General features: G+C 59.8%; 20 protein-coding genes. 7 read left to right on the forward strand and 13 right to left on the reverse strand.

Annotated features, from left to right (window positions below; all coding sequences use genetic code 11):
• Window positions 1-103: 103 nt before the first annotated feature.
• Window positions 104-1,315: an acyl-CoA dehydrogenase family protein gene (locus ACFC20_RS10860; RefSeq protein ID WP_375193032.1), complete on the reverse strand. Its 1,212-nt coding sequence runs from the start codon at window positions 1,313-1,315 to the stop codon at window positions 104-106.
• A 154-nt stretch (window positions 1,316-1,469) separates the two neighbouring features.
• Here ACFC20_RS10860 and ACFC20_RS10865 point away from each other — a divergent pair, with 154 nt between their 5' ends.
• Window positions 1,470-2,378: a LysR family transcriptional regulator gene (locus ACFC20_RS10865; protein WP_375193033.1), complete on the forward strand. Its 909-nt coding sequence runs from the start codon at window positions 1,470-1,472 to the stop codon at window positions 2,376-2,378.
• A gap of 55 nt (window positions 2,379-2,433) precedes the next feature.
• Here the strand turns inward: ACFC20_RS10865 and ACFC20_RS10870 are convergent, their stop codons facing one another.
• Both ACFC20_RS10870 and ACFC20_RS10875 read right to left on the reverse strand, forming a co-directional pair.
• Entirely contained in the window at window positions 2,434-2,790 is a 357-nt protein-coding gene (locus ACFC20_RS10870) for a hypothetical protein (protein WP_375193034.1), read from the reverse strand.
• Window positions 2,791-2,819: 29 nt separating this feature from the next.
• On the reverse strand, window positions 2,820-3,590 hold the full coding sequence (locus ACFC20_RS10875) for an EAL domain-containing protein (protein WP_375193035.1): 771 nt from the start codon (window positions 3,588-3,590) through the stop codon (window positions 2,820-2,822).
• Between the two features lie 179 nt (window positions 3,591-3,769).
• Here ACFC20_RS10875 and ACFC20_RS10880 point away from each other — a divergent pair, with 179 nt between their 5' ends.
• Window positions 3,770-4,924, forward strand: coding sequence for an isocitrate/isopropylmalate dehydrogenase family protein (locus ACFC20_RS10880; protein WP_375193036.1), 1,155 nt, complete (start codon window positions 3,770-3,772; stop codon window positions 4,922-4,924).
• 10 nt (window positions 4,925-4,934) lie between these two features.
• Here the strand turns inward: ACFC20_RS10880 and ACFC20_RS10885 are convergent, their stop codons facing one another.
• From ACFC20_RS10885 to ACFC20_RS10895, 3 genes are read right to left on the reverse strand one after another with little or no spacing between them, the layout of a single operon-like run.
• Window positions 4,935-5,510, reverse strand: coding sequence for a DUF1439 domain-containing protein (locus ACFC20_RS10885; protein WP_375193037.1), 576 nt, complete (start codon window positions 5,508-5,510; stop codon window positions 4,935-4,937).
• Window positions 5,503-5,694, reverse strand: a complete 192-nt coding sequence (locus ACFC20_RS10890) for a CPXCG motif-containing cysteine-rich protein (RefSeq protein WP_091991466.1) — start codon at window positions 5,692-5,694, stop codon at window positions 5,503-5,505. The genes ACFC20_RS10885 and ACFC20_RS10890 overlap by 8 nt, the downstream gene beginning before the upstream one ends.
• Window positions 5,695-5,703: 9 nt before the next feature.
• Window positions 5,704-6,930, reverse strand: coding sequence for a pyridoxal phosphate-dependent aminotransferase (locus tag ACFC20_RS10895; protein WP_375193038.1), 1,227 nt, complete (start codon window positions 6,928-6,930; stop codon window positions 5,704-5,706).
• Between the two features lie 236 nt (window positions 6,931-7,166).
• Here ACFC20_RS10895 and ACFC20_RS10900 point away from each other — a divergent pair, with 236 nt between their 5' ends.
• Window positions 7,167-8,150, forward strand: coding sequence for a D-2-hydroxyacid dehydrogenase (locus ACFC20_RS10900; protein ID WP_375193039.1), 984 nt, complete (start codon window positions 7,167-7,169; stop codon window positions 8,148-8,150).
• Window positions 8,151-8,198: 48 nt separating this feature from the next.
• Here the strand turns inward: ACFC20_RS10900 and ACFC20_RS10905 are convergent, their stop codons facing one another.
• The 5 genes from ACFC20_RS10905 to ACFC20_RS10925 all read right to left on the reverse strand — a co-directional run bounded on the left by ACFC20_RS10905 (window position 8,199) and on the right by ACFC20_RS10925 (window position 15,844).
• Window positions 8,199-9,287: a fatty acid desaturase family protein gene (locus tag ACFC20_RS10905; protein ID WP_375193040.1), complete on the reverse strand. Its 1,089-nt coding sequence runs from the start codon at window positions 9,285-9,287 to the stop codon at window positions 8,199-8,201.
• A 472-nt stretch (window positions 9,288-9,759) separates the two neighbouring features.
• The gene (locus ACFC20_RS10910; RefSeq protein WP_375193041.1) at window positions 9,760-10,425 is read right to left on the reverse strand and encodes a LuxR C-terminal-related transcriptional regulator; all 666 of its coding nucleotides are present in this window, start codon (window positions 10,423-10,425) and stop codon (window positions 9,760-9,762) included.
• Between the two features lie 43 nt (window positions 10,426-10,468).
• Window positions 10,469-12,418, reverse strand: coding sequence for an acetate--CoA ligase (gene acs / locus ACFC20_RS10915; RefSeq protein ID WP_375193042.1), 1,950 nt, complete (start codon window positions 12,416-12,418; stop codon window positions 10,469-10,471).
• Between the two features lie 338 nt (window positions 12,419-12,756).
• Entirely contained in the window at window positions 12,757-14,292 is a 1,536-nt protein-coding gene (locus ACFC20_RS10920) for a fatty acyl-CoA reductase (RefSeq protein WP_375193043.1), read from the reverse strand.
• Between the two features lie 223 nt (window positions 14,293-14,515).
• Entirely contained in the window at window positions 14,516-15,844 is a 1,329-nt protein-coding gene (locus tag ACFC20_RS10925) for a MinD/ParA family protein (protein ID WP_375193044.1), read from the reverse strand.
• A gap of 204 nt (window positions 15,845-16,048) precedes the next feature.
• Between ACFC20_RS10925 and ACFC20_RS10930 the strand changes: the two genes are divergently transcribed.
• The 4 genes from ACFC20_RS10930 (at window position 16,049) to ACFC20_RS10945 (ending at window position 22,176) form a co-directional block, all read left to right on the forward strand.
• On the forward strand, window positions 16,049-18,034 hold the full coding sequence (locus ACFC20_RS10930; protein WP_375193045.1) for an HDOD domain-containing protein: 1,986 nt from the start codon (window positions 16,049-16,051) through the stop codon (window positions 18,032-18,034).
• Between the two features lie 24 nt (window positions 18,035-18,058).
• Window positions 18,059-20,233, forward strand: coding sequence for an EAL domain-containing protein (locus tag ACFC20_RS10935; protein WP_375193046.1), 2,175 nt, complete (start codon window positions 18,059-18,061; stop codon window positions 20,231-20,233).
• 236 nt (window positions 20,234-20,469) lie between these two features.
• Window positions 20,470-21,123, forward strand: a complete 654-nt coding sequence (locus ACFC20_RS10940; protein ID WP_375193047.1) for a class I SAM-dependent methyltransferase — start codon at window positions 20,470-20,472, stop codon at window positions 21,121-21,123.
• 45 nt (window positions 21,124-21,168) lie between these two features.
• Complete coding sequence (locus tag ACFC20_RS10945; RefSeq protein WP_375193048.1) at window positions 21,169-22,176, forward strand: DUF2156 domain-containing protein; 1,008 nt, start codon at window positions 21,169-21,171, stop codon at window positions 22,174-22,176.
• Here the strand turns inward: ACFC20_RS10945 and murI are convergent.
• Together murI and nudC are read right to left on the reverse strand one after the other, a co-directional pair.
• Window positions 22,154-23,026 (reverse strand): glutamate racemase, encoded by an 873-nt coding sequence (gene murI, locus ACFC20_RS10950; protein ID WP_375183494.1) that lies wholly within the window; start codon window positions 23,024-23,026, stop codon window positions 22,154-22,156. The genes ACFC20_RS10945 and murI overlap by 23 nt on opposite strands.
• Window positions 23,023-23,838, reverse strand: a complete 816-nt coding sequence (gene nudC / locus ACFC20_RS10955) for an NAD(+) diphosphatase (RefSeq protein ID WP_375183493.1) — start codon at window positions 23,836-23,838, stop codon at window positions 23,023-23,025. Before nudC ends, murI begins: the two co-directional genes overlap by 4 nt.
• Between the last annotated feature and the right edge of the window lie 122 nt (window positions 23,839-23,960).

Genomic DNA, 23,960 nt, shown 5'->3' on the forward strand with positions numbered 1-23,960 from the left:
GCGGCTCCACAGCGCGGCCAGGGTCTCGGTGGACTTGGCCTGCTCGCCGTCGGGGACGCGGATGACGTGGACGGCCAGCCCCGCCCGCTCCAGCACCGAGGTATTAGCTCTTGTACTTCCGAAGCTCCAGCCGGGCAACCATGGCTCGATGAACCTCGTCGGGCCCGTCGGCCAGGCGCAATACCCGAGCATAGGCAAACAACTGGGTCAGCGGGAAGTCATCATCACTGACCCCGGCACCGCCGTGGATCTGAATGGCCTGATCGACAATGGTCTGAAGCATGTTCGGGATCACCGCCTTGATCATCGAGACCTCCTGCAGCGCCCCCATGATGCCCTTGGTATCCAGAGCCCAGGCGCACTTCAGAGTCAGAAGCCGGGCCTGCTCAATGGCCATGCGGGCATTGGCGATGATGTCCGGGTTACCGCCCAGCTTGGCAATGGGCCGGCCGAAAGCCTCGCGACTCACCGCCCGCTTGATCAGAATTTCGAGGGTACGCTCGGCCGCGCCAATCGCGCGCATGCAATGGTGTACCCGACCCGGGCCAAGGCGGCCCTGGGCAATTTCAAAACCTCGGCCGGGACCTGCGATGAACGCGCTCTTGGGCAGGCGTACGTTATCGAACACCACCTCACCATGGCCGTAGGGCTCATCGTAGGCGCCAAACACCGGCAGCATGCGCTCCACCTTCACGCCCGGAGTATCCAACGGCACCAGCACCATGGAGTGGCGGCGGTGCTTGTGGGCATCCGGGTCGGTCAGGCCCATGAAGATGGCGACCTTGCAGTCCGGGTGGCCAATGCCGGTGCTCCACCACTTACGGCCATTGAGCACCACCTCGTCGCCCTCAACCACCGCGGTCGCTTCCATGTTGGTGGCGTCGGAGGAGGCAACGCCCGGTTCGGTCATGCAGAAGGCAGAGCGGATCTCGCCACTGAGCAGGCGCGGCAGCCATTCGGCTTTCTGCTCCTCCGAACCGTAGTGGATCAGAACTTCCATATTGCCGGTGTCCGGCGCGTTACAGTTGAAGATCTCCGGCGCGATAAAGCTGCGACCGGTTTCTTCGGCAATCAGTGCGTAATCGGAGTTCAGCAGGCCACAGCCGTATTTCTCGTCGGGGAAAAACATGTTCCACAGGCCCTGGGCCCTGGCCTTTTCCTTCAGCTCCCGGATGATGGGCAGCACCACCCAGCGGTTGTCCAGAGAAGCCAGCTCCCTGTGATACTGCTCTTCAATCGGATAGATCTCCTCCTTCATGAAGCGCTTTACACGGTTCAGATAATCCTGGCCTTTTTCGGAAATATTGAAATCCATCGCCGTATCCTCGCTGACGGTTGCACCCGGGGTGCACGAAAATTCACGTTGGAAACAGTCTAGGGGATGGGCAAAGTATTACGCGACTGAATTTTTCTTATCGTTTATCATAAGAATGACTTATTCACAGCGACCTGATTAACGGACTTCGATCATGGCCCTCAATCGCCTCGACCTGAATCTGCTCCATGTTTTCGACACTATCTATCGGGAGGGGAGCCTGACGCGGGCCGCCAGGGCCCTGCACCTGACACAGCCGGCGGTAAGCCATTCACTTTCGAGGCTGCGGGATCATTTCAACGACCCACTGTTCACCCGCCAGGGCAACCAGATGGTGCCAACACCACTCGCCCGCCGTTTCCTGGAATCCATGCGCCCGGGCCTTACCCAGATCCAGGGGGCGGTCAACCAGTTTCACGCATTCGACCCGGCCACCCAGCGTAAAACCTATTCCCTGGGCCTGCGCGATATTCTTGAATCCACCTTCCTGCCCCGCCTGATGCGTCGGCTCAACGCCTATCCGGAACTGGAAATCGCCAGTCAGCGCGTCGCGCGGCGGGAGATGGAGACGCAGCTTGCGGCGGGCAAACTGGATTTCGCCGTGGATGTATTGCTACCGGTGAGCAACCAGACGGCCCACGAGCTACTGCGTCGTGATCGTTTGGTGGTGCTGGCCCGGGAGGGACACCCGCTGGCTTCGGGCAAACTGGACATGAACGGCTATCTCTCTGCCAGGCATGTTCTGGTGTCATCGCGGGCAGAAGGCCCGGGCATTGAGGATTTCGAGCTTTCCCGGCTCGGGGTGCAGCGCAATATCCGGCTGAGGTGCCAGCATTACTACGCGGCCTGCCGGGTGGTCGAGGAAACCGATTTGCTGCTGACCATGCCGGAGGCCTACGCCCGTATCATTGCCGAGCGAGCCCGTATCCGGATCATGGATCCGCCAGCGGACCTGCCTTCAATCGATGTGCATCTTTACTGGCACAAAGCCTACGAACGGGAGCCGGCACTTATCTGGTTTCGTGAGCAACTGCGGGCTGTCAGCGGCTCGCCTGCGACCTGAAATCCCGGCGAGGCATCATCCTAAGAATCCAGAACAGGGCGGGCGAAAGAGCCGGTCAGTAGGCGCCGACCAGCATCAGAAAACCGAAAAAACCCAGTGCGGTAATAAGCAGTGACGCCAGAACAATGGCAAACCCCCACCAGACGGCGACACCATCGGAGATGTCCACGCCGTGGCCTCTGAGCGTCCGATAGAAGGCCCAGGGACCCAGTACCAGGGCACCCACCACGGCGAAGACCAGGCCCACACTGATACCCGCAAAGGTCCAGGTAGCCAGGACGGTGGCACGGTCCTTGACCTGATCGGTCACCCCATGATGTTCCAGGAACTTCCGGCAAAAAAACCAGACCAGCCCGAACAGGATGATGACGAACACCAGCCCGCCGACGACAGTAATGATTCGATAGAGCAAGGTATGTTTCCCGTCTGTTCAGGCCCGGATCAAGCCGGAAACTCCGGCTCGGGGAGGCTCTCGAAACCGGGCTTCGCGAAAAGGTAGCCCTGGTAGAGGTTGATGCCCTGAGACCTCAACCAGAAGTATTCTTCCTTGGTTTCCACGCCTTCGGCAATGATCTGACCGCCCAGCTGTTTCATCATGGTGATGATCCCTGCCACGACAGCCTGCTTGTTGGGCTTGTCGTGAATGTCACGCACCAGCGCCATGTCCAGTTTCAAAAGGTTGGGCGGGCTCGCCATCATGATGTTGTATCGGGAGAATCCCGCACCGAAATCATCGATGGCCGTGCTGAATCCCATCTCGTGATACGCCTCAATAATCGACACAAGATGGTCAACAGAGGTGGATGTGAGATTCTCGTCCTCGGTCAGCTCGAAAATGATCTTCCGGGTATCAAAATCATAGGTCTTGGCGGCGGCAAGCGTTGTACGAATGCAGTATTCCGCGCGATACACGGCATTGGGCATGAAGTTGATGCTGAGCATGGTGTCCATACCCAGCTTCGCAGCGAGCTTGACGGCCTTCACCCGGCAAACCTGATCAAAGGCGTACCGGTTGCGGTCATTTACCTGAGACAACACGCTCATGGCACCCTGACCCTCGGTACCCCGGACCAGGGCCTCGTAGGCGTAAACGCTCTTGTTAAGAACATCGACGATCGGCTGAAAGGCGAAAGTGAAGGAAAAATCCAACCCCTCACCACAGGCACACTGCTCGCAATGAGACTCATCAAACAACACGGCGGGCTGATTCACAGAAACTCCTGCACTCTACTGCTGGCGGTATTTTCGGATTTCTAATACGTATTTTCGATTCACTATAGCTGTGAACACTTCGCCGGTAAAACCGTTTTCAGTTTACGGTGGCATCCGGCGTTCACATGACTAAACTGGAACTTACTTTATACGCGTATAGTCCCAAAAGGAGTTTTCTGATGGCCCAATCTACCCGAATCGCGGTCACCCCGGGCGATGGCATTGGCCCTGAAGTGGTGGCTGAGGCGGTCCGGTGCCTGGAATGCCTGCGTGCCAAACATGGCCTTGCCCTCGAGTGGACCCGTTTTCCCTGGCCGTCCCACGCCTGGCATGAAGAGCATGGCGAATCGATGCCCGCCGATGCCCTGGAACAGTTGCGGAAGTACGACGCCATCCTGCTCGGAGCACTGGGCGATCCGGGACCGGTGGACGACCCTGACCGCTACCTGCTTCCCGACAGTATTTCACTCGCGCCCCTGCTCGACATGCGCAAGGGCTTCGACCAGTGGGTATGCGAGCGTCCGGCCCGGCTCCTGCCGGGGGCGCGCCAGTACCTGGCTGACGAGCGGGCCAAAGACATCGACATGCTGGTAATCCGGGAAAACTCGGAGGGTGAGTACGTGAGTCAGGGCGGTCGCCTGCGCAAGGGCACGCCGGACGAAGTGGCCACCCAGATGGAAGTGTTTACCCGCAAGGCGACCGATCGCATCATTCGCTACGGCTTTGAGCAGGCCCGTAACCGTGCAGCAGACCGGGTGAAGGAGGGCCGCACGCGAACCTTCAGAACTCTGGACGGCCGCACTTGCGAAAGCCAGGTGTGCCTGATCACCAAGCGCAACGCCCTCCGTTACTGGGGCGACATGTATACCGAAGCCTTTGAGGAGATCAGCCAGGAGTACCCGGATGTCGCTACCCACCATGAGCTGGTAGACGCCGCCTGCATGAAGTTCGTGCAGAGCCCCTGGGCGTTCGACGTGGTGGTGGCCAGCAACCTTCAGGGAGACATCCTGACCGACCTGGCCGCGGTGCTGTCCGGTGGAATGGGGGTGGCACCCTCATGCAACCTCAACCCCACGGATGCCGACATGCCGTCGATGTTCGAGCCTACCCATGGCAGCGCCCCGGACATTGCCGGCCAGGGCCTCGCGGATCCCACTGCGATGCTGTTTACCACTGCCCGCATGCTGGAATGGCTGGGACGCAAGGACCCGGCCATTGCCGCGGCAGGCAAGGAACTGTTCGATGCGGTGGCGGCAGATCTGGCGGAGAACGCCGGCGCCAGACGCGGCACCCACGAGATCGGCTCCGCCGTGTGTCAACGCCTGCAGGCGTAAGGCAAATGCCCTACTGGTCGGCCATCACGAATTCGAGCCGGCCAGGGGCAACCCGCACGTCCACCGGCATCATGCCGAACATCCGTTCCGCAAAATTGGCCTCATTCAGCCGGTAGACGGGCATGGTTTCCAGCATCTGGGCCACCACCCGCATCACGGTATCCGTGACCGGCTTCAGATCGCCCTTGAACAATGGCGAGTCGATGCTGCTCTCCAGCAACTGCAGCCGCCGGATGAAGATTGCCTTCTCGGCACTGTCGTAGACAGGCGCACCCTCCACCTTCAGGGCAATATCTACCGGCAGCTTTGTCAGCAGGGCATTCAGTGCCACCTGCCCCCGCACATCAATCACGGCCACGTCCCGCCCGTCGGGACCCAGCGTAATGTCAGCGCCCTCGAGACTGAGGCTCAGGGGTGATCCGCTATTGAGCTGTTTTCGGTCGTACTCGCTCACCACATCCTTCAGGTGGCGTTCCAGTTCACCCTCGGAGATCGAATAGGGCGACATGCTGGCACAGCCACTGGCCAGAGCCAGCGTCACTAGTAAAAGCGAAGAACACAGGGTTCTCCAGGGTGTTCTATTCATTCTCGGCTCTGGCCTCTACGTGTGGGGTCAGGTTGTCATCTATGACAACCCGTAACAGAATCGGCTGGCAGCATACCTGACAGTCCTCGACGTACTCCTGCTCGGCCACCGACGGATCAATGCTGATATCCAGTGTTTCCCAGCAGTAGGGGCACTGGACCAGCACGGAGTCGAGGGCGGACATGGCGATTCCTCAGAACTGCTGCTTAGCCATCCAGGGGATGACGCGATCAAAGGCCTCCTCGAGCTTCTCACAGGTCGTGGAGAAACTGATGCGGACCGCATTGGTGCAGTGCTCCCCGAAGGCATCACCGGGCACCATGCACACCCCGGTCTCCTTGAGCATTCGCAGAGCAAGGTCCGAACCGTCCACGTGGGGCGGCAGGTCGGGAAACGCGAAAAACGCACCCCCGGGCTTGTAGCCGGTCATGTAGGGGGTCTGGTCGACCAGCTCCACGACCTTGTCGCGCCGCTCACGGTAGATATCCACCATGTCCCGCACGCACTGCTGATCACCCGTCAACGCCGCCACTCCGGCATACTGGGAGGGCGTGTTGGCCACCGAGGTGGTGAACATGTGGTACCGACGCAGCGACTTGATGGCGGCCTGACTCGAAATCACCCAGCCGACCCGCAGCCCCGCCATGCTGTAGGTTTTTGAAAAACTGCTGATGCACATGATGTTGTCCAGGTCCATCGAGCAGTTCAGCACGCTGGCAAAGTCATCGTCATCAAAGATCAGGTGGTCATAGACCTCGTCGGCGTAGACCTGGATGCCCCGGTAGGCACACTCCTCCAGGATGGTTTCCACGGTACTGCGCGGATACACGGCCCCGGTCGGGTTGTTCGGGTTGTTCAGGATCAGCGCGAAGGTGCGGGATCCCATGGCCCGGATTACTTCATCCGGATCCAGCTGGTGGTTATTCTCGGCCCTGGTCGGCACGAACTTCACCTCACCACCATTCATGCGGATCAGCGGCGCGTACAGGAGGAACGACGGGTCGGTGACAATGAACTGCCGTCCCGGCGCGGAGGTGGCGGAAATCGCCAGGTACATGGCTTCGGTGGCGCCGCTGGTAATGAGGATGTTGTCCCGCGTCAGCTTCCGGTTGTAGCGCTTGCCGTAATAATCCCGCAGGGCCACCAGAAGCTCCGGCAGACCGGCATCCATGGTATAGCCCGTTTGCCCGGCGTTGAGTGCATCAATGTAGGCATCAATCACGTGCTTGGGGGTGGGCAGATCCGGCTGGCCGATTGACAGGTGAATCACATCCTTCATGGTGGCCGCCATGTTCACCATGCGCCGGATGCCCGGCACCGGAATGGCCTGCATGGCAGGGTTCCAGCTGGCCTTGGTCTTGCGGTATTTCACACGACGCGGTTTGGACTGGCCAGTATCTTTATTGGCGGCTTCTGCCATAAACACCTCCTGCAGACAGGGCTGATTTCATCGTCTCTTGCAGGTTAGTCAGTATAGGAAGCCTCTACAAGACAAAACGGCAGAAAGATGAGGTACGTGAAAGTACGGTCATGGGCGCTTTCAGGGCAAATTCATCGGCCAGCGAAGTTGACCCGGCGAGACCCGCCGACCAGACTGTTTATGTGCCCTCGAAAGCACCGGGCGCACGTTCACTCATCGGACAAGGCGGAGGCCCAATGACCCAGCACAACAAACCCGTTGTAACCGTTCTCACCGCGCCGGGCGAGCAGGAGCCGCCGGGAATGGACGCAGTCCGGGCCCGGGCCGATGTGCGATTCGCCTGCGATGAGCAAACTCTTCGGGATACCCTGCCGGGAACCGACATCATGATGGTCACGGATTTCCGGACCGAAGCGCTGGCAGCCGCCTGGCACACGGCCGACAGGCTGAAATGGATCCACGCCACCAGCGCGGGCGTGGACGCGCTCATGTTTCCGGACCTGATCAAGGGCGACGTCGTTGTCACCAATGCCCGGGGCATTTTTGACCGCACAATTGCCGAGTATGTGCTCTGCACCATCCTGATGTTTGCCAAGGATTTTCCCAATTCCATACGCCTGCAGATGAAACACGAATGGAAGCACCGGGATACCGAGCGGGCAGAAGGCAAGCAGGTACTTGTGGTGGGCGCCGGCTCCATCGGTCGCCAGATCGGCCGCCTGGTTGGCGCCGCAGGACTGCAGGCCCACGGCATTGCCCGCAAGCCCCGCAAGGAGGATCCGGATTTTGTGGCGGTACACGGCAACGACGACCTGTACGAGCAGCTGGGGCACGCCGATTTTGTGGTAATCGCCGCCCCCCTGACACCCCAGACCGAAGGCCTGTTCGATGAGAAGGCATTCAAGGCCATGAAAAAGTCCGCCCGATTGATCAACATTGGCCGTGGCCCCATCGTAAAGACCGACGACCTGATCGCCGCCCTCCAGAGCGGCGAGATTGCCGGCGCCGGCCTGGATGTCTTCGAGGAGGAGCCACTGCCGGAAAATCACCCTCTGTGGGACATGGAAAACGTGACCATGACTGCCCACATGGCCGGCGATTTCATCGGCTGGAAGCGGGCGCTTACCGACCAGTTCCTGGAGAACTTTGACCGCTGGCACAAAGGCGAGGAGTTGTTCAACCTGGTGGACAAGGAACTGGGGTACGCCGGGAGCAAGTAAGAGTGCTCATTCTAGCCCGGCGCTCACTCCTCAGAGTTAGCCGAAACCTTAGCTCTGAGTTTTTGCTGCGTATTGGCTCTGCAAGGGCAACAAATCAAACACCCTCTCCGGGTTATTCGGATCCACCAGTTCGGTCGATGACTTGTAAACCCGGGGGGTGCTGTACAGCAGCTTCAGCGCCGTACTGTGCGGCATGGCCACATACCGCCCACCATGATTCTCCTCCAGCCAGCGGCGCACACGGGGCGCCATGTTGTGGCCCATTTTCGGGAAGAAATGGTGCTCCACGTGATGACTGAACCGGAAATGCAGCCGATCCAGCAGCGGGTGGCTGCGCAGGCTCATGGAGTTGTCGAGCGGGTTATTGGTCGCCGTTTGCGGTCGCAGGAAATGGTTGGTGAGAATATACCCCTGCCCCAGCGCATTGGCCGCCATGAACGGAACCAGCACGGTAAACACAGCCAGGGGCCCTGACAAAATTGCCAGCACGACCCAGGCCGCCACACAGGCAAACGACTGCTGGATGGCCTTGCGGCGGTCAAACCCCTTGAACTGCTTCCGCCGCTTCGCCTGGAACCAGAGCACCAGCTGGGCGTGGAAGGTAAAGGAATAAGTCAGGAACAGATAGCTGTACCACGTCCCTGAACCGGGAGCCAGTTTGGTGAACTTCTTCTGCTTCGGGTCCGTCTTGTAACGCCGCAACGTCCCGAAACTGTCCGGGTCCGTATCGCCGGCGTTGGTATTACCGTGATGCACCACGTTGTGCCAACGACGCCAGAACTCCGGCGGCACAATCAACGGCCCGAACCCGAGCCAGCCAAAAAAATTTTGCCAGCGCCGGCTCATCCCCAGCGCCCCGTGCAATACCTCATGGGCAAGCAACGCCTGGCAACCGATGGTATGCCCCACCAGCAACCCAAGCCCCAGATTCGCATACCAGGGCAACCCCGCCAGCAGAATGGTGGCAATGCCACCCCAGATCATCAACTGCAACGGCAGAAACCAGACCACCCGCCAGGTTTGCGGCCTGAACGTATCCGCCGGCAGCTCCTTCTTCATCCTGTCCCTGAGTTCCCGCTCATCGGGCTTACCAAAAACGGCATGACCGAGAGATTCGGGTTGTACGGCAGCGTTCATTTGTCACCTTTGGTTAGTCGGTTAAATACAGTCACGAAACATTATTTCAGAGTACAACTGTGCGCTGAATTTAACTAACAAATGCAGTTATCGCAATACCAAAATTCAGAAAATGAGAAGAATACGAAATAGACTGGAACAGCTGTACCGTTTTAATTAAGCAGGAAAGTCGTTCACGGAAGCTGAAGTGCGGGGTGCGGAAGGGCCCCCGCAGGATGTCTTTGGCCATGGATGGCCAAAGCCAAGCGCACATGGGTGAGGCCGAGCGTTTATGAAGCGAAGCTTCATGCGACAGCCGAACGCCAGCAATCTATGATTGCTGGCTGGACCCGCTTGCGGGTGCTCGTAGCGTTCCTGCGGGGGCCCTTCCGCACTCTGCACCACTCGAATGGCAACGGACCAAAACCAAAAGCAAAAAAAACGGGAGCCCTATGGCTCCCGCTCACTATCCATTAAAACCAGTAAAAACCGATCAACTACCAGACAACGACTGATCCGAAGGATCGATCTCCATCTGCTGGATCGCAATCACCGCCTGAGTCCGGTTCCGAACCCCAAGCTTCCGGAACACCGCCGTAATATGCGCCTTGATGGTCGCCTCCGACACATCCAGATCATAGGCGATCTGCTTGTTCAGAAGCCCCTCGGCCAGCATACCCAGCACCCGGAACTGCTGCGGCGTCAGCGACGCCAGCTTCTCCGAGAAATCCGTGGCATCTGAATGCATCCGCTCGATCTTCTCGGCGACGCCATCCGGCAGCCACACATCGCCTTCCAGCACTGCCTGAATCGCTTCGGTGATGGTGGGCAACGGCGCCGACTTCGGAATGAAGCCGGAAGCGCCGTAGTCGATCGAGCGACGCATCACCTGCAATTCCTCGGATCCTGACACAACCACCACCGGGAGCCCCGGGTACTGCCCGCGCATGAACACGAGCCCCGAGAAACCGTGGGCACCCGGCATATTGAGATCCAGCAGGACCAGATCCGCATCCGGGTGCGACTCTACCGCCGCCTGCAATGCCTTGATGCTGTCGACTTCCACCGTCTCGGCATCCGGCACCGCCTGACTGACCGCCTGCTTCAATGCTGCACGGAACAGCGGGTGATCATCAGCGACGATAATTGTTTGTGCCATTCAAAGGTTCCTTACAGGTACAAGGCCTGGTAACACACAGGCGTTACTGGTTCGCACGACCGCTGATCAGGTCGTCCACCACACCCGGATCGGCCAGGGTAGAGGTATCGCCCAACTGGTCGTGCTCGTTGGAAGCAATCTTACGCAAAATCCGACGCATAATCTTGCCCGAACGGGTTTTTGGCAGTCCCGGCGCCCACTGGATCACATCCGGAGAGGCAATCGGGCCGATCTCCTTGCGCACCCACTGAACCAGCTCCTTTTTCAGCTCGTCGGTGGGCTCTTCACCGTGCACCAGGGTGACATAGACATAGATGCCCTGCCCCTTGATCTCGTGGGGGTAGCCAACCACGGCGGCCTCGGCGACCTTGTCGTGTGCCACCAGGGCACTTTCCACTTCGGCCGTACCCAGGCGGTGGCCGGACACGTTCAGAACGTCGTCCACCCGGCCGGTGATCCAGTAGTAACCGTCCTCGTCGCGACGGGCACCGTCACCGGTGAAGTACATACCCTTGTAGGTGCTGAAGTAGGTCTGGGCGAAACGCTCGTGATCGCCGTAAATGGTGCGCATCTGGCCGGGCCAGCTGTCCAGGATCACCAGGTTACCCTCGGTCTTGCCTTCCAGGATGTTGCCGTCGTTGTCCACCAACGCAGGCTGAACACCAAAGAACGGCACAGTGGCAGAACCAGGCTTGAGATCAATGGCGCCAGGCAGCGGAGAAATCAGGATGCCGCCGGTTTCGGTCTGCCACCAGGTATCCACGATCGGGCACTTGCTGTTGCCGATTACACGGTAGTACCACTCCCAGGCCTCGGGGTTGATCGGCTCGCCAACGGAACCCAGCAGCTTCAGGCTCTCGCGGGTGGTGCCGTTCATGCAGGACTCGCCTTCAGCCATGAGGGCGCGGATGGCGGTCGGCGCGGTATACAGGATGTTGACCTTGTGCTTGTCGACCACCTGCCCCATACGGGACGTGTCCGGATAGTTGGGCACACCCTCGAACAGAACCGTAATGGCACCGTTGGCCAGCGGGCCGTACAGGATGTAGCTGTGACCGGTAACCCAGCCAAAGTCTGCGGTACACCAGTAGACATCGCCGTCGTGGTAATCGAACACGTACTGGTGAGTCATGGAGGCATAGACCATGTAGCCACCGGTGGTGTGCAATACACCCTTCGGCGCACCAGTAGAGCCGGAGGTGTACAGCATGAACAGCGGGTCTTCGGCGTTCATGGGCTCCGGCGGGCAGTCGGCGGAGGCCGACTTCATCAGGTCTTCATACCGGGCATCCCGGGCGTCGTTCCAGGGCACCTCGGAGTTGCCGGTACGGGTAACCACCACCACTTTCTCGACGTTGGCGGTGTCTTCGTTCTTCAGGGCCGCATCCACGTTCTTCTTGAGCGGGATCTTCCGCCCGCCGCGAACGCCTTCATCGGCGGTTACCACAAAACGGGACTTGCCGTTCACAATCCGCGCGCCCAGAGCTTCTGGCGAGAAGCCACCAAACACCACCGAGTGAATGGCGCCGATACGGGCACAGGCCAGCATGGCCACGGCAGTCTCGACGATCATCGGCATGTAGATGGTTACCACATCGCCTTTCTTGACCCCCAGGCCCTTCAGCACGTTGGCAAACTTGCTGGTTTCCTCGTGCAGTTCACGGTAAGTCACGTGACGGGAATCGGCGGGATCATCGCCTTCAAAGATGATGGCAGTCTGGTCACCGCGCTTTTCCAGATGGCGGTCCAGGCAGTTGGCGGCGGCGTTCAGCTGGCCGTCTTCAAACCACTTGATGGACAGGTTGTTGTAGTCGTAGGTCGTGTTCTTGACCTTGGTGAAGGGCTTGATCCAGTCGATCCGCTTGCCGTGTTCTGCCCAGAAGGCATCCGGGTCTTCGACCGACTGGCGGTACATCTCCTCGTATTGTTCACGGTTCAGAAGGGCCTGCTTGGCCACTTCCGGGCTCACCGGATACAGGTGCTTCTCAGTCATTGTGCTCCCCCTTAGTCTAGAGACTGTTGTCATTATCGGTTCTGGAATTCAGAGCAATCGGGCCTCTCCGGCCCTGAAGACGGATAGAGGTAGTTCACCATGTGAACCGCTACACAATGAATTAGACTAACGTCCTAATCCGCCTCAACTTTTAGACAGATCCTGTCGGTAAAGCGCACGAAAACAACGGTATCGTGCATCGAACGAGAAGCTTTACTAAGGATAGTTGCAACACCACGAATGGCAAACCCGAGCGGGCGTTGTGGAGAGGGTCAGGAGCAATAACAGGGAGCAAGCAGACCCGGCCCCGGGGCAGACCCGGGGCCGGGGTCAGGCCATCAGGCCGCCTTCTTGCGGGCCTTGGCCGAACGCAGGCTGTATACCTTGCGCTCTTTCAGGGCGTACCGGTTGAGACCAGCAAGGTGGATCTTGCGCAGGTAGGTTGCCCAATCGATCTGGCGGGCGTCCACCGGGAACAGCACCGTGTCCAGCTCGCCCATGCGGGACGACAGGGCTAACAGCTCATCGTTTCGGAAGATGTAGTCCGGCGCGGTGTAAAACCCGAAGATGGTCGCCAGAGAGCGCGTGGTATCCAGGTTGCGCAGGATCTTCAGTTCACGATCGTGCCCGAACATGCGCAGAACCTTGCCGGTCAGCGTCAGGGGCAGGCGCACGCCACCAACCACCGCATCGAACAGCCGGCGGTTTACCGCCATGAAGGGCTTGGTCGGCTGACGGTAGAAGAGCTGGTCGTAGGCGGCATAGTTGGCCTTCGACTCGGCCATCAGGTGATCAATGAACTGCCCCAGCGTCACCGGATTGGAGCTGCCGCTGCAACACTGATAGATCCGGTGTCTCGGCACTTCGGCCAGGGCCTCTGCCGCTGCCAGGATGATGGCGTTCGCCACCAGGTCCACCGGAATAACATCGATGATGCCCGAGCGCTTGCCGGGGAACAGGGTGACCTTTTCCCGGGCGTAGGCCAGGATGATCGCATCAGCCACCTTCACGCCCTCGATCCAGCCCGGTGCCGGCTCCTCCAGAGCACTTTCGATTATCGATGGACGCACAATGGTCAATGCCCGGCCGGAGAGCGCCTTCAGCAAGAGCTGCTCACCCAGCCATTTGGTAAAGGTGTAGGTGTCGCTCCAGCCGTAGCGGTTAGCCTCGCGAATACCCAGGTCCACCAGCTTTTTCTCCAGCTGCTTACCGGAATAACGCGAGCGGACATCCGCTATCTTGTCATCCAGCAGTCGCACCAGCTCGTCAATTTCGTAGTATCCCTCAGTGCTTCGGGGAATCGCCTCGCCCGCGGGTTTGATCACCGATTCGGTAATCTGACCGGAGTTCATGCCATTGACGTAGCAGGTGGAGACCTGAAGCACGGCCAGGGCCGCGTTCTGGCGAGCCAGTTCGGCAACGTTATCAAGACACCGGGTATTGATGGCGAGTGCCTTGTCCAGCTCTTCGCGGAAATTCACGCTGGCCGCGGAGTTGATCACCATATCGAGACCCGCTGCGAGCTTGCGGAAACGCTCCGCGGGCAGGCCGAACAGTGGCTCGGTAACCTCGCCGGTCACACAGAAAACGCGCTCATCGATGAAGGTGTCGAAGCCATCGGGGTCTTCCTGGCGAAGGCGGTCGAATACCGACGAGGTGGCAATTTCCTCGAAGAATCGCTCGCGGGCGTCGGGGTGGCGTTTGTTGCCTCGGATCAGCAGGTGGATGCCACCGATATCCGGAACAGCCCGAATCAGCTTCTCAAGAACCACCTTTCCCAGAAAACCTGTGGTACCGGTGATCAGAACATGCTTTCCCCGGAGCTGCTCGAGGACTCGTGAAGACGCGTTGGGATTCAACGGCTGTTTTGCCATGGGAGAACTCCTTCTCAATGACTGTGCTACACCGGCCAGGGCCTGCCGGCTGTTAAAAATAGGTGAACCGACTGCACCAGACCCGTTGCATATTACGGGCCACGATCACGAAATATGGTCAATCCTTGCACAACTCTCGTGACAGGGCGGTGACACAGAGCAAAGTTACGCTACAAAAAGTGCTAATAAAATGACAAAAATGGTGGCAGATGTGGAGGGTGGTTCAGGACCCGTCGCGGCTGTTGCCAGACAGGGAACGCAGCAGCTGATCAAGGGAGATATCGGCGGGCTGCTCCCGCAGGACCCGCACCAGGCGGTCCTGCTCGCCAAAGCTGATTCGGTCATAGACCGGTTCGCTCTGGGCCGGCGCGCGCTGGGTTTCCGGGGTAACTCGCGCCGCTGTCGGGGCCACCTGGTCCGCCAGGTTCCGGAGATGGGCCGCCAGGTGATTCCGGCGTTCCATATCCAGGTTTTCCCAGTTCATCGAACCGAGACCGGTCTGGATGATCTCCACTGCATCGCTGTCGAGCGTGCTTCCCAACAGTGCAAACAGGCGGGTAAACGCCTCATAACGCAGCAAAGGCTCCACCTCACCCTGGCCGAACACCGCCTCGAGTTCACCGACCGCCTCCAGAACACTTTCTTTCCGGGGCGCCGGCCGGGTTGCCGGCTGCTCACCATTCGACTGCGTTTGCTGGCCATCCGGCTTCGGGGCGTCCCGGCGGGAAACCCGGTGCCAGTAGGCAGCAATACCGGCCTTGCGAGGCGGTAACTGGGACAACCGGACATCCAGCATGTCGGCCAGAGTGTGGAACTGGCGGCACGAAGGGTCGGATACCGGGAGCAGGGCCACAGGCTTCTGGTTGAGAACGGACTGGCGGAGGGTTTCGTCCCGCCAGATACCGCCCATGTAATGCAGGGTAATGCCCAGGTGACGTTGCGCCGCGGAGTCCAGGCGCTGGAACACTGAGCGGGCCTGGCTTGCGCCCTGGGCCATGTTGACCAGGATACTGGGAATCCGGCTGTAGCCACGGCGCCGCAACACCTTGATCAGGGAAAACGCATCCGTGAGCGACGCCGGATCGGGGGTAACAACCACGCAAGCCAGCTCAGCCGCTGCGATCATGTGCAGGCCGGCAGCCTGGAGGCCGGCGGCGGTATCAGTGATCACATAGTCGTAACGGCTCTCGAGGTTGTTCAGCGCCCGGAGTATTCGCAGACTCTCGGCCTGCCCCATATCCATACAGTCCTGAACCCCGGAGGCACCGGGCACGATGTGAAGGCCGTAGTCGGATTCGAGAATTATGTCTTCAAGCGGACACTCCCCGGCCATGACATTGGCGAGAGTCCTGCGCGGGTACAACCCCACCATGATGCTGACATTCGCCAGATCGGTATCGCCATCAAGCAGCAGCACGCGCTTGTCCTGCCGCGCCAGGGTCAACGCCAGGTTGAGGGCGACCGACGTTTTGCCTACCCCACCTTTACCCCCGGTGACGGCGATCGTCCGGGGCTGGTTCGGATTGTGCTTGGAAGGCTCTCTGGCGTTCATCACCGGTAATCGGAGTCCCTGATTTTACGGTCTGGATCATCTAATCTGTAAAAATTCTACACATATCACGGATTAGATAATATATTGCTTAAAAAAAGAGCAATAAGTATTTAATAACGACGGATTATTGTCTAAGCTCTTTTCGACAATAAGAATGAACACTCCGTCATATATAGACTGTCTCACTGCACGGCAGGTAAGCCTATGCACATTGCGCCTGATCTACAGCTACCGAGCCTCCCGGAAGTTACCTTGCGGGCGCTCGATGCATGTCATCAGGACGAAAGCTACAGGACCATCAGCGAGATTGTCTCGGCCGACACCGCCCTGGTCGCCCGCATACTGGCCCTTGCCAATTCAGCCCTGTACGGGCCCTCAACGCCGATCCGCTCGGTGGACCAGGCCCTGTTGCGCCTGGGCACCCATAGATTCCACACCCTGGTGCTCACTGCCGCGCTGCGTCAGCTCCTGTTCGAGCTCGGCGGTGACGAATGGCAGCAGCTCAGGGATTTCTGGCGTCACTCGCTGACCACCGCGCTGACCGCTCGAGCCCTCGCCACCCTCACCCGGTACCGGGAGCCGGACGAGGCCTTCATGCTGGGCATGCTGCACAACATTGGTGAATTGATTGCTATTAAAACGCCAGCGACCGAGGCGAAGCAACACTATCTTGACTGCCAGGCGGAAATTGCCGCAGACCTGGTCACCGCGTGGGGTCTCGGGCCCATGGCCGCCGATGCCATGCGGTATCAGCAGGCCTTGCCCAACGAGCTGCGAGACGCGGGCCACCTGGTGAAACTGATCAGCCTGGCAACCCGGCTCGCACTCTCGGACGCCGCCGGCATTGCCGCAGCCGGCACTGTGTTTGGTCTGAATGAAGAACTTACCCGGGAAATCAACCGGCGAATCAGTAACGAAGTATCCGGCATGGCGGCCTCGCTCGGCATTCCCCTGGACGAGGACTACTGCGGGGAAAGTGCGTCGCGCCAACTCAAACAGACGATCCTGCGCCAGGCCATGGCCAGCCAGGCCATCGGTCTGGCTGATATCAACGGCGAGGTGGATGACATCCTCGCCGAAACCGTCAACAGCCTGACCCTGGTAACCGGTCTCCCCGCCCTGTGCTTCGGACATGCAGGCGACAACCTTGTGCTCCTTTCAGGAACCATCGGCGAGGTACCGGAACTGGCGGTGACCGCCAAAGCCGGGGGCAGCGTACTCACCGAGGCGTTTATCTCAGGCCTGCCGGTGGGTCTTGGCGACCGCGCCCCGACGGTGCTCGACAGACAGTTGCTGTCACTGCTTCACACCCCTTCCCTGCTGGCCATACCGGTGCAGAGCGGCGCGCACTGCCCCGGGGTCTTTGCGCTCGGCACGGACAACGACGCGCTCGAAAATACCCGCGAGCTGGCACAGATTTTTACCAGCGAGCTTGCCTCGGTGCTTGCCAACCGGGCCATGCATACAGGTGCGGGTGGACTGGATGCCAGAAAGCTGGACCAGGACATGGCCCGGGAACGTTTGCGCCGACAGGTTCACGAAGTCAGCAACCCGCTGACCATCATTCGCCAGTACATCTACCAGCTGCGCAGCCGGATGGACGACGCCGACGTGCAGCAGGAACTGGATGTGATACGGGACGAACTGGACCGGGCGGGCAACCTGCTGCTGCAGATGAGCCACGCCGATACCCTTGGCGACGGTGGCGGAGGGGTGGAACTGAACACGGAACTGGAAAGCCTGGCCCGGATCCTTGAAGATAGTGTGTTCAGCGAGGGCAACCGGCAACTGGCCCTGAAGCTCTGCGCCAGCCCAACTCTGGTAGCGGCTGGGCCCACCGGCATACGCCAGGTGGTGATCAACCTGGTACGCAACGCCGCCGAAAGCCTGCCGGAGACCGGCGGCACCGTTACCCTACAGACAGCTTCCCCGGTATGGCAGAATCAGCGAACCTGGGTAGAGCTCGAAATTTCAGACACCGGCGCAGGGATTCCCGATGAGATCCGGGACAGACTGTTCGCGCCGGTGAGCACCACCAAAGGAGAGGGCCACAGCGGTTTGGGCCTGAGTATTGTGAAGCAGCTGGTTGATGACATGGAGGGCATCATCGCTTGTCGCACGGGGCAGGAAGGCACCACCTTCAGGATTTTGCTGCCGGCGGCCAGCCACAAAAAGAACGAGAACGACTGACGCAGAAACAATGGACACAGACCGATGGCACCTGAACACTCTGATCAGCCTTTCAGTCACGGGTTAACGGCACGGATTCTGGTAGCAGACGATGAACCCCGCCTGCTCAATACGCTGGCCTCGCTGCTACGTAGCCGGGGCTACGATGTTTTCGAAGCCCACGGCGGGCAAAAAGCCTGTGACCTGATCAGCCAGCAGGCCTTCGATCTGGCGCTTCTGGACCTGCGAATGCCGGAAGTAAACGGGTTCGACGTGATGGCGCGTCTTGCCGAGAGTCAGCCGGACTGCGGAATTATTGTGGTCAGCGGAGAAAGTTCGTTCAGCTCCGTCAGCCGCGCGCTCCGGCGCGGCGCCCTCGACTACATCCGCAAACCCTTCGACCCGGAAGAGCTGCTCGCCACCGTGGAAAGCGTCATCGGCAAGAAGACGCTTCTGGAAGCCCACCAGCACATCCAGATGCGCCTGGAGAAATCCGAGGCCCTGCATCGGTACATCGTCAACAGCTCGCCCGACATTGTGTTCATGCTGGACCAGGAAGGGCGCTTCTGTTTTGTGAACAGCAAGGTGGAGAGCCTGCTGGGCTACCGACCGGAGGAGCTGTGCGGACAGCATTTCAGGCACATTCTCGACGATCGTGACGTCACCCGGGGAACCCTGGCCCTTAAAGGTCCGAACATCACCGCTGACAACCCGAGAACCCTGGAACTGCGCCTGAAAACCCGGGGCAGCCGGCGGGCAACACGCCACTTTGAAATCACCGCCTTCCCCATTGATCCACAGACCTGGCCCCATTCCGGCGTCACCCAGGGCGGCGGCAACGGCAACGGTGCCCGTTATTATGGAACCGCCCGTGACGTAACCGAAAGAAAGGAGGCGGAAGCCTTCATCAACTTCCAGGCCTACCACGACCTGCTGACCCGCTTACCCAACCGTGCCCTGTTCAAGGACCGCCTCGAGCTGGCCATCACCCATGCCAAACGGGGCGGGCAGAAGCTGGCGGTGATGTTCCTGGACCTCGACCGTTTCAAGGTGATCAACGACACCCTGGGGCACGCCATGGGCGACCGGTTGCTGCAGGCGGTCACGCACCGGCTGGAAAAGTGCCTGCGCAAGGGCGACACCCTCTCCCGCTTTGGCGGCGATGAGTTCACCTTGCTGCTTCCCTCGATCCACAATCATGAAGATGCCCGGCAGATTGCCAAGAAGCTCATTGACGCCCTCCGCGCGCCCTTCCAGCTTGGCGATCACGAGGTGTTCGTGGGCGTCAGTATCGGCATCACCATCTTCCCGGAAGCCGGCGAAAGCATGGATCAACTGATCCAGAACGCCGATATTGCCATGTACCACGTGAAGGCCAAGGGCAAGGACGGTTATCGTTTTTACTCGCAGAGCATGAGCATCGACACCGCCAACCGGCTGAACCTGGAACGGGACCTGCGCCAGGCGCTGGAACGGGACGAGCTGCGGGTGTTCTATCAGCCCCAGGTGTGCTCCCGCACCAACCGGGTGGTTGGCCTGGAAGCACTGGTGCGATGGCAGCACCCTGAGCGGGGGCTACTCTACCCTCGGGATTTCCTGCCCCTGGCGGAAGAAACCAAGCTGATCGGGCAACTGAGCGAGCGCGTGCTCGACCAGGCCTGCCAGGATGTGGGCCACTGGATCCGTGCCGGGCATCCGGACCTTCGACTGGCGGTCAACCTGTCACCGATCCAGGTGGAGCACCCCCGCTTTGTCGAAACCCTCATGCAGCAGGTCAAGGCCCACGATTTCCCACCCGGCAATCTGGAGATCGAGATCACCGAGAACGTGATCATGAACGATCTTGAGCAGATCAGTCAGAAACTGCGGGAACTGGCGTCGTTCGGCGTCCGCATTGCCATCGATGATTTTGGTACTGGCTACTCCTCACTGAATTACCTCCACCGACTGCCCATCCATACGCTGAAAGTGGACCAGTCGTTCGTCAAGGCCATCCGCAGCGGTGAAGACGGCGCCTGCATTGTGAACGCCATTGTGGCCATGGCCCATGGCCTGAAGCTCGAAATTGTCGCCGAAGGCGTGGAGACTGACGAACAACTGGAATATCTGAGAAGTCTGGGCTGCCACCAGGTGCAGGGCTTCTTCTACGGCCCCGCGCGGCCAGCGGCTGAAGTGTCCCGAAGCCTGGGAGTTACCAAGGCCCGCGCCGCATCCTTCTGAATACCAATTATCCATTGTCGGACACTCCGATATAAAAGCGCGATCTGGTTAGCAAAGTATTGCAGTGCGTTACTTTATGTATCCGGAAATGCGCAGTGCTGCACATCTTTCTCCCACCCTGTTCTCTAAGCTCATTTTCACAAGGCGCCAACCACCGATACGGCCTGCCCTCGCTCGGGCCGAAAACGACAACAAAGGTGGTGGCATCCAGGGAACAAAAACAGGCAGCTGTCATCATGCGCGACAAGTACAAGTACATTGGTCCGGTTTACGATTTCCTCAGCAACCTATACAGCGGCAAGAACATCCACCGGTGCAAAACCGCCATGCTCGACGTGGAAACGGTCCGTCCCGGCGATCGCATCCTGTTTGCCGGCGTGGGTCATGGCCGCGATGCCATCCGCGCCGCCGAACTCGGCGCCGACGTTACCGTGGTGGACCTCTCGGAAACCATGTTGCGCAAGTTTGCCGAGGCCCAGGAAAAAGAAGCACCCGAGCTGACCATCCGCCGCATTCACAGCGACATCATGAAGGTGGAAGAGTTCGAGCAATACGACATGGTGGTGGCCAACTTCTTCCTGAACGTGTTTGACGAAGACATGATGGTGCGAGTGCTTGAGCACCTGATCCGCCTCGGCAAGGCCGACGCACGGGTCGTGGTAGGCGATTTCTGCTATCCCACCGGCAACGTCCTCTCGCGTCTGTTCAAGAAACTCTACTGGTACATGGCCGTTTTCATCTTCTGGCTGTTCGCCAACAACGCCTTTCACAAAATCTACAACTACCCCGAACACATGCAGCGACTGGGCCTGCAGGTTACCGACAAGAAGCATTTCAAGCTTCTGAACATGAACTGCTACTGGTCCATTCTCGGGCGCAAGCAGGCCTGAGCGCCGACACGTAACCACCAATAACAAGACACGGGGAGCAGAGACATGACGGATCAGATACTTGCCCTGGACAGGATCGGCGCACTGGAAAGCGGTTCATTCACCTTCAGTGAACGTGTCGGCTACCTGAAAAAATACGGCATCCATTCCCAATCCTTCTCCACCCTGCAGCCGGGCATGCAATATTTCGATGTACCGGGCGTCGGCTACATTGCCTACATGCGCAAGTGGGGCGGTACCTTCGTACTGTCCGATCCGGTGTGCGCCCCGGAAGACTTCGGCAGCCTGCTGGAAAGCTTCCACCAGCGGTTCCCCAACGCCTGCTACATTCAGGTTTCCAAGGCCGTGGTGGACTTTCTGCATCTGAGATTTGGCCTTTACGGCACCCAGTTTGGCTGCGAGTCCCGCATTGATCTGGCCCGCTGGTCCCTGACCGGCAAGAAAAAGCAGGTGTTGCGCACGGCCCTGAACCAGGCCGAGAAGAACGGCATTGTGGTCAAGGAGCGTTTCAGCGACGACCATACCCGGGAAATTTCCGAAGCCTGGATCCGTACCCGCAAGTGCAAGAGCAATGAAATCCGGTTCCTGATCCGCCCCATGGAGATGGACTATCGGGAGAATGAGCGGCATTTCTACGCCTACCAGGATGGCAAGGCGGTCGGCTTCATCTACTTTGACCCGATCTACCGGAATAACGAAATCATCAGCTACGTGCCGAACATCTCCCGGGCCAACGCCGACTTCCGCCAGGGCATTTTCTACACCCTCATGGCCCATGCCATGGAGGTCTTCAAGTCCGAAGGGGTGCCCTTTCTCGATCTCGGCCTTATCCCGCTGTCACTGGATCCTGCTACCGAGCACCAGGAAAGCCGGCTCCTGAAGCGGCTGATGCACGGGGTCTATGAGAAAGGCAACTTCTTGTATAACTTCAAGGGGCTGGAGTTCACCAAGTCACGTTTCCGCGGCGAGAATTTCAAGACCTACTGCTGCCATCGCCGGGCGCTGCCGGTGGTTGAGTTCCTGGCCATGTTCAAGCTGACCCGGCTGCTCTGACGCCGGGCTCCGCCGGCCAGTTACCGGCAACCTGTGCAGGCAACAGGCCCAGCCCAGCCATGAACGGGGCAATGCCCTCAGGCGCGGGACCGGAAAACAGAGCTGCCAGCACGGCCGTTTTTTCGCCTGCCAATGCATCATCCGGGTGAACGTCCGCGCCAGGAACCGCCAACCCCGCCTCGGCCAGCAGCCAGGCCACCCGCCGGGCAATCGCTTCGCCGGAGTCCACCCAGAAGCGCACCCCGGGCAAACTTTTACGCAGGCTCTCGAGCAACAGCGGGTAGTGGGTGCAGCCCAGCACCACCGTGTCCACCGCCGCAGACCGGAAAGGGGCCATTGCTTCGGTCAGTTCTCCTTCCGGAACCGCGTGCCCGGCAACCAGCCTCTCAGCCCAGCTCACCAGCCCCGGGTGACCGATACGCTCGATGAGGCAGTCGCTGGCAAATTCCTCGATCAGACGGTCAATGTAGGGCCTGCGCACCGTAGCGGGTGTTGCCAGGAGCCCGATTCTGCGATTGACGGTTTTTGCCGCCGCCGGTTTGATGGCCGGCACCACACCCACCACGGGTACGCTGGTCATTGCGCGCAGGTGGGGCAACACCACCGTGCTGGCCGTGTTACAGGCCACCACAATCACATCAGGGGCGTACACCCCGAGTGCGCTCGCAATCAGGCGGGTGCAGCGCTCGACAACCTCGGCCTCCGGCTTGTCGCCGTAGGGGAAACCGGCGTTATCGGCCAGGTACACCAGATCCAGCCCCGGCAGTTGCCGATGAATGCAGTCGGCGACGCTGAGGCCGCCCACGCCAGAGTCGAATACCAGAATCCTGGGGCCGCGCGTTGTCTTCAAAGCGGAAGGCCTCCCTCGGCGATCTCTTTCTCCATGGCCCGGATAAGCCGGCCGGAAATGGTGGTTTGCGGCGGCACCGGGGGCGTGTCGCCGGGCAGGAACCAGTCCGCATCCGCCAGTTCATCCTCCTGCAGCACCAGCTCACCACCGGCGTAGTCGGCAAAGAAACCCACCATCAGCTGGTGGGGAAACGGCCAGGGTTCGGACGCGTGGTAACGGATGTTGTTGACGTCCAGGCCGGTCTCCTCCTTCACTTCCCGCTTTACCGCTTCCTCCAGGCTCTCACCCGGTTCCACGAACCCGGCAATCAAACTGTAGAAATGCCGCTTGACCCTCGACGATTTTGCCAGCAGAAGGCGATCCGCCCTGCGGATAACCACGATCACACAGGGCGCAAGCCGCGGATACCAGGGTATGCCACAGGCATCACACCATTTGGCGCGCTCCACAGCGTGGAAGCCAGTCAGTTCACCGCATCGGCCGCAATACCTGTGATCCCGCCACCACTGCCATACCTGGAAACCGGTGCTGAGCATTGCCGCAGGCGCATCCTCCATCATCAGCAGGGCGTCGCGTAGCGGAATCACCTCCCGCCCGGCAGCGGCATCTTCCGGCATCTCGGTAACGAACACGCCGCACTCGCCCAGACTTCCAAGCGACACGGCCTCCGGCATGCCCTGCGAAAACAGGGCACCGTTTGCCGCGTGCAACCAGCCGGACGACGGCTTCACGATTCCCTGACGATGGAGCGCCAGGATCAGGTCGCCCGCAGCGGGCGGCGCCGTTGTCCAACCGGGTTTCCACTGACTCATTGAGACCACCATCTTTTTGCTCGCCTGGGCGATTGATTGATCATGCTGAAATGTACCACATTGCCTTACCGGCCAAGAACGCAGGCGCGACTTTCCGCCCCGTACTCAACCAAGTAAACTTG

The organism is Marinobacter sp., from assembly GCF_041984545.1.
GTDB lineage: Bacteria > Pseudomonadota > Gammaproteobacteria > Pseudomonadales > Oleiphilaceae > Marinobacter.